The 6,417-nt window shown below is 46.7% G+C and carries 5 protein-coding genes; 3 read left to right on the forward strand and 2 right to left on the reverse strand.

Features of this window, described 5'->3' with window-relative positions; genetic code table 11:
* Nucleotides 1-300 precede the first annotated feature (300 nt).
* Nucleotides 301-1,251 carry a heme o synthase gene (locus O9295_RS16935; protein ID WP_147069836.1) on the reverse strand — a complete coding sequence of 317 codons (951 nt, stop codon included), beginning with the start codon at nucleotides 1,249-1,251 and terminating at the stop codon, nucleotides 301-303.
* Nucleotides 1,252-1,264: 13 nt separating this feature from the next.
* Nucleotides 1,265-2,185, reverse strand: a complete 921-nt coding sequence (locus tag O9295_RS16940; protein WP_288034026.1) for a COX15/CtaA family protein — start codon at nucleotides 2,183-2,185, stop codon at nucleotides 1,265-1,267.
* A gap of 314 nt (nucleotides 2,186-2,499) precedes the next feature.
* Between O9295_RS16940 and O9295_RS16945 the strand changes: the two genes are divergently transcribed.
* From O9295_RS16945 to O9295_RS16955, 3 genes are all read left to right on the forward strand, one after another.
* Nucleotides 2,500-3,465, forward strand: a complete 966-nt coding sequence (locus O9295_RS16945) for a cytochrome c oxidase subunit II (protein ID WP_288034028.1) — start codon at nucleotides 2,500-2,502, stop codon at nucleotides 3,463-3,465.
* A 29-nt stretch (nucleotides 3,466-3,494) separates the two neighbouring features.
* Nucleotides 3,495-5,171 carry a cytochrome c oxidase subunit I gene (gene ctaD / locus O9295_RS16950; RefSeq protein ID WP_288034030.1) on the forward strand — a complete coding sequence of 559 codons (1,677 nt, stop codon included), beginning with the start codon at nucleotides 3,495-3,497 and terminating at the stop codon, nucleotides 5,169-5,171.
* Nucleotides 5,172-5,516: 345 nt separating this feature from the next.
* Nucleotides 5,517-6,140, forward strand: coding sequence for a cytochrome c oxidase subunit 3 (locus O9295_RS16955; protein WP_002738397.1), 624 nt, complete (start codon nucleotides 5,517-5,519; stop codon nucleotides 6,138-6,140).
* Nucleotides 6,141-6,417 lie beyond the last annotated feature (277 nt).

Genomic DNA, 6,417 nt, shown 5'->3' on the forward strand with positions numbered 1-6,417 from the left:
CCAAGCTTTTCTGGTCGGAACCCCCTAAGCCGAGTTTTCAAGGTGCTGCGCCGTCCACTTGGTTTTCGAGACTGGCCTTTTAATTCTAACGTAAAGCCAACCTAGAACGGCGGGGTTTCAGACCCAAAATTTCCGATGAATTATCAATTATGAATTGGGGAGATGGGGAGATGGGGAGACCACTTCGTGCGCGTTGCGGGGGGAGATGGGGAGATGGGGAGCATAAATGAAAATAATCTCCTGACTCCTGACTCCCGACTCCTGACTCCCGACACCACCAACAAACTTTTTCAGCAAAACCTAACTACAGGAGAATAAACTGGCAATTGTAGCGATGAGACGAGAGGTCATGGGTAAACTATCGATCACCATAGCTGTACATAATAACATCATGTAAAGAATGGAATATTTAAACAGCGATCGAGCGATATCCCGATCAAAAGGATTCTGTTTTAATCGCCAAGCTTTTTTCAGGAAAACAAACCCTAAAACCAAAGCCGCTACACCATAGACCACACCACAGGCAGCCAAGGGATAAATCAGGAGGAAAGTGAAAGGAACAACGATTAAAGTATAGAGCCAAATCTGCTCGCTAGTGGCTTCTTCCCCTTTAACTACCGGCATCATCGGGATATCTACTTCTGCATAATCATCCTTGATCATTAAAGCTAAAGCCCAAAAATGGGGAGGAGTCCAAAGGAAAATAATGGCGAATAAAATCCAAGGAATCCAACCGAGATCGCCCGTTACTGCCGCCCAACCGACGAGGGGAGGAATCGAGCCAGCTGCGCCACCGATAACAATATTTTGGATACTATGACGCTTGAGCAGATGGGTATAAATCAACATATAAAATGCGATGCCGGTCATTGCTAAAAATCCGCTCAAAGTATTGACAAAAAAGACAAAAAGTGCTAGGGAAAGGGAGGCTAAAACGAGGGCAAAAATGAGGGCGTGGAGGGGTTGCACGCGACCGGAGGGGATCGGACGGGCGCGAGTACGAAGCATGGTGTGATCGATATCGCGATCATAGATGCAGTTTAAAGTTTGAGCGGCGGCGGCGGCGAGAGTGCCACCGAGGAGGGTAAGAAAGAGTAAGAGGGGGGAAACCTGGCCTTTAGAGGCGATTTCCATAGAAGCGGCTGTAGTAATCAGCAGTAGAGGAATAATTCGCGGTTTGGTGAGTTGATAATAACTTTTAGCGACTTGTAAAAAATTATCGTGGTGGCGAAGGGCTTGAGTTCCAGTCATCGTGATTAAATCCTTAGAGATGGCTTATGGGAGCGAAAGAACGATCGCGAAGGGCGAAAGTGGTAAAAGCGACGAGGGTTCCCACCAATAGCGCACCGATGCTGTGGTGGGTAATGGTTAAGGGTTCCACCTGTAGATGCAGTTTCAGGGTGGCAACGCCCAAAAACACCTGTAGGGCAACTAATCCCCCGGCGCTAAAAGCTAGTTTTTTGAGGAGAGGATGGATAGCGGCAGCTCGCCAAGCGAAGAAAACTAGGGTTAACACCGAGATAGTGGCGGGAAAAACCCCGATAATGTGGCTATTCATCACGGTGCAGAGTTGGGAAACCGTTAAACACTGATGGGCCGCCCAACGGGAACCGACGAGACCGCCGAGGAGACATTGCAGATAAACTAGACCGGTGGCGACCATTCCCATCCCGGTTAGTTTCCCGACTGTACCTGTGCCACGGTAGGGAGTCAGACCGATAGCAATGACGATTAGGGTGGCAAAAAAGAGCAAAGCTGTGGCTAAATGGGCCGTTACGATGTCAAATCGCAGTAATTGGGTCACGGTTAATCCTCCCAGGACTCCTTGCAGGAGAATTAAAGCCAAAGCAGCGATCGCAGAGGGGAACAGCCAAGGGGGAAGATGGCGACGGTACCACCAAGACAGACCGACGAGAGCGAGCGTACTAAACCCGATCAAAGAGGCATCGAGACGATGAAACCACTCCAGAAATACCTGTAGATTCATCTGCTGACTGGGAATCCATTGACCGTAACACAGCGGCCAATCGGGACAAGCTAAACCGGCGTTCATAACTCTGGTGGCAGCACCCACCACCATTAGGGCGAAAGTAGCGATCGCAATTTTCCAGACTAAGCGGCGCATCCACACCTGAATATGGCCGGTTTCTCTTCGGGGTGTCGGGTTAAAAACAGATTCGGTCATCGGTTTGCCTGTTCTCAAGGAGTCTGTCATCAAAGATCATGGCTTTGTTTGCCAGTTAGTTATCACTGTGAATGAGTTTTTTTACGACAGGTAAAAGCTTTTAGATATTCTTTAGATTTCTGGCCATTTCCGTTACATTTGTTTACATAAACTCAGAATAAGATATAAAAATTAGTTATTTAAAATACTTTCCCTGAAAACGATCCCAAAGAAAAGATAAAATTCTCAGAAGATGCTGGTTAAATTTCCCATCTATAGGGGAATCATGTTTTAGCCTTGAATAAGTAGCCACTATTGAAAATATTGAAAAGACCGTGAAAATTCCCAGCAGTATCCTGACGCTCGTACTCGGGATCGCCTTGACCTTAATTAGTCTCTGGTATGGCCAAAATCATGGCTTAATGCCTGTGGCCGCTTCCGAAGATGCTCAGGAGATAGATAATATCTTTAATCTGATGATGACCATCGCCACGGGACTATTTTTAATAGTTGAAGGCGTGATCATTTATATAGTGATTCGCTTTCGCCGTAAACCGGGGGATCAAACCGACGGGCCGGCAGTGGAGGGCAATGTACCCCTAGAAATCTTCTGGACAGCCATCCCGACGGTAATCGTTTTTATCCTTGCCGTCTATAGCTTCGAGATTTATAACAATATCGGCGGTCTCGATCCCTTGATTTCCAAGGGTGGCAAAGGAGAAATCGCCCACCACGGTCATCACCACGGTACGATGATGGCCCTGGGCGGCGATCGCAGAGTAGCGCTAGGTATCGGCAATTCCTACGATGGTGAAGGAGTTCCCCCCCTAGTGGTCAATGTTAAAGGCATTCAATACGCTTGGATCTTCACCTATCCCGAAACTGGCATTGTTTCCGGGGAACTGCACGCTCCCGTCAATCGCCCCGTGCAACTGAATATGGAAGCGGGAGATGTGATCCATGCTTTCTGGGTTCCCCAATTGCGTCTAAAACAGGACGTTATCCCCGGACAGGAAACGGTTTTATCGTTCACATCCAACCAAATTGGTCAATATCCGATCATTTGTGCGGAACTTTGCGGGGCCTATCACGGTGGCATGAAATCTAGCTTTGTGGTTCACTCCCCAGCGGATTACGACCAATGGGTGCAGGATAATACGATCGCCGAAGTTGACAGCGATCGAACTGTAGCCATGACCACTAAAGATCGCTCTGATCGTCAATATTTGACCCCCTACACCGAAGAAATGGGCATCGACGCTGAAATCCTCGCCCAAGTTGCCCATCAGCAGCAAATGTAATTTTTCTTGTCATCTAAAATCTTGGCCTTATGACAGCATCAACGGAAATAACCACCCCAGCAACCGTTCCCGAGGTGATCCATCACCGCAAGTGGACAGATTACTTTACTTTCTGCACCGATCATAAAGTCATCGGTATTCAATATCTGGTGACTGCCTTTCTTTTCTTCTTTATTGGCGGTGCTTTCGCGGAAGTGCTGCGGACAGAATTAGCCACTCCCGACCCCGATTTCGTCTCCCCAGAACTATATAACCAATTCATGACCATGCACGGAACGATCATGATCTTTCTTTGGATCGTTCCGGTTGGGGCGGGTTTTGCCAATTATCTCATTCCCCTGATGATTGGGGCGGAAGATATGGCTTTTCCTCGTCTTAACGCTGTGGCTTTCTGGCTTAATCCCCCCGGCGGGCTGCTATTATTATCCAGTTTCTTTGTCGGCGCACCCCAGTCCGGTTGGACTTCCTACCCACCTTTAAGCTTAATTAGCGGCAAATGGGGCGAAGAATTGTGGATTTTGAGCCTTTTATTGATCGGGACTTCTTCGATTTTAGGCTCGATTAATTTCATCACCACGATCCTGAAAATGCGGATTCCTGAGATGGATTTGTACAGTATGCCGCTATTTTGTTGGGCAATGCTGGCCACCTCGACTCTGGTACTGCTTTCCACCCCCGTTCTCGCTTCTGCTCTTGTTCTCTTGTCCTTTGATTTAATCGCCGGCACGAGCTTTTTTAACCCTGCCGGCGGCGGCGATCCGGTGGTTTATCAGCATATGTTCTGGTTTTACTCCCATCCTGCTGTTTATATCATGATCTTGCCCTTTTTCGGCACGATATCGGAGATATTACCAGTTCACGCCCGCAAACCGATTTTTGGTTATCGAGCGATCGCCTATTCCAGTCTCACCATCTGTTTCTTGGGTTTAATCGTTTGGGCCCACCATATGTTCACCAGCGGCACCCCCGGCTGGTTACGGATGTTTTTCATGGCGGCAACTATGTTAATCGCCGTTCCCACGGGCATTAAAATCTTTAGTTGGTGTGCCACTCTTTGGGGGGGTAAACTCAGTCTCAATACGTCTTTATTATTTGGGATCGGTTTCCTGTCTTCCTTCCTCATCGGTGGTTTGACCGGGATTATGTTGGCTTCTGTTCCCTTCGATATCCACGTCCACGATACCTATTTTGTCGTCGGTCACTTCCACTATGTACTATTTGGTGGTACGGCAATGGCCTTATTTTCTGCCGTTTACCATTGGTTCCCGAAAATGACCGGACGGATGTATAACGAGACTCTCGGTCGTATCCACTTTGTTCTCAGTTTTATCGGTTTGAATTTAACTTTCATGCCGATGCACGAATTGGGATTATTGGGTATGAACCGTCGTATTGCCCTGTATGATGTGCAGTTTCAGGGTTTAAATGTTCTTAGTACCGCAGGAGCTTATATTCTCGGTATATCGAGTATTCCCTTCGCTATTAATATGGTCTGGAGTGCCTTTAAAGGTCAACCCGCCGGCCGTAATCCTTGGCGCGCTTTAACCCTAGAATGGCAAACCTCCTCTCCCCCAATTATCGAGAATTTCGAGGAAATGCCGATTCTTTGGTCCGGCCCCTACGATTACGGTATTGATCTGGAGGAATCAGAAGCCGCGGAATCAGTACAAGATCTCCTCGCCGAAGTGGGCGCCGAATCCCAATAATCAGTTATCAGTTATCAGTTATCAGTTATCAGATGTGAGTTTTCAGTTCACTAATTAGGGGTTGCTGAATAAATCTAAAAACCTTGTTGGATAATATCTTTAGGCTTTTTTGAAATCAAAAAGTGCCCGCCATGGGAGTGGTCGGGGGGAAAATTCAGGTACTTTTTCCCCGAAAATTAGGTAATTGACCCTCTGAAAACGGGTAAAACCCTACACCCTACACCCCACACCCCACACCCTACCCCCACGAAAAACTTTTTGCCGCAAACCCTAATTACTGTTTACTGTTTACTGATCACTGAGAAAAAGCTCCCCGTCTCCTGTGTAAACTAAGGACATTCAATCATGCAAGGTTCAACGCTCGAAGATTCTCAACTCTCTGTCAATTATCATCAGGAAACGGTGGAACACGGACATCATGGCCACCCAGATCATCGCTTATTCGGTGTGGTTTTGTTTCTAGTGGCGGAAAGTTCCATCTTTTTAGGCTTATTTGCCGCTTTCTTGTTCTACCGTACCATGTTACCCGTTTGGCCCCCCGCCGGCACGCCAGAATTAGAGTTAACCCTACCGACAATTAACACAATTATTCTGGTGTCCAGTAGTTTTGTTATGCACATAGGACAAAAGGCGATTAAACAAAACAATAATGCCGGTTTACAATTGTGGTTCGGCATTACTGCCCTGATGGGAATTATCTTCCTTTGTGGTCAAGGATACGAATATTATCACGCTGAATTCGGTCTGACAACTAATGTTTTCACCAGCGCTTTTTATGCCTTAACCGGATTCCACGGTCTCCACGTTACCTTCGGTTTAGTGCTGATTCTATCTGTCCTCTGGCGTTCTCGTCAAAAAGACCACTATTCTAGTCAATCTCATTTTGGTGTGGAAGCAGCAGAATTATACTGGCATTTCGTCGATGTGGTCTGGATTATCCTGTTTTTACTGGTGTATATCTTGAGGTAATTTTTGTTATTTACTAGGAGAAAAGGGCGATCAAGCGATCGCCCTTTTTTGTATATTTCAATTTATAAGTAGTCGTACAAAATAAATTTCCTAGTGGTGAGAGGGAACTCCAGAACTGCGGAACGGGCAACAGAAAAGGGCTCTTCGGGAATTGTTATGCAAATAATTAACTTAAAATAAAATTCGATGAGAGCGCCTACGCTCAAAAGTAGCTGAAATCCATACAGGGAAGGACTTAAGGCACAAACAGGTTAATACCAAAAGATAGACAATTGAG

The organism is Microcystis sp. LE18-22.4A, from assembly GCF_027531105.1.
GTDB lineage: Bacteria > Cyanobacteriota > Cyanobacteriia > Cyanobacteriales > Microcystaceae > Microcystis > Microcystis aeruginosa.

Coding starts and splice junctions, on each gene's coding strand:
- ctaD (WP_288034030.1), top strand. CDS start 3,495: ATGACAGCATCAACGGAAATAACCACCCCAGCAACCGTTCCCGAGGTG.
- O9295_RS16935 (WP_147069836.1), bottom strand. CDS start 1,251: ATGACTGGAACTCAAGCCCTTCGCCACCACGATAATTTTTTACAAGTC.
- O9295_RS16940 (WP_288034026.1), bottom strand. CDS start 2,185: ATGACCGAATCTGTTTTTAACCCGACACCCCGAAGAGAAACCGGCCAT.
- O9295_RS16955 (WP_002738397.1), top strand. CDS start 5,517: ATGCAAGGTTCAACGCTCGAAGATTCTCAACTCTCTGTCAATTATCAT.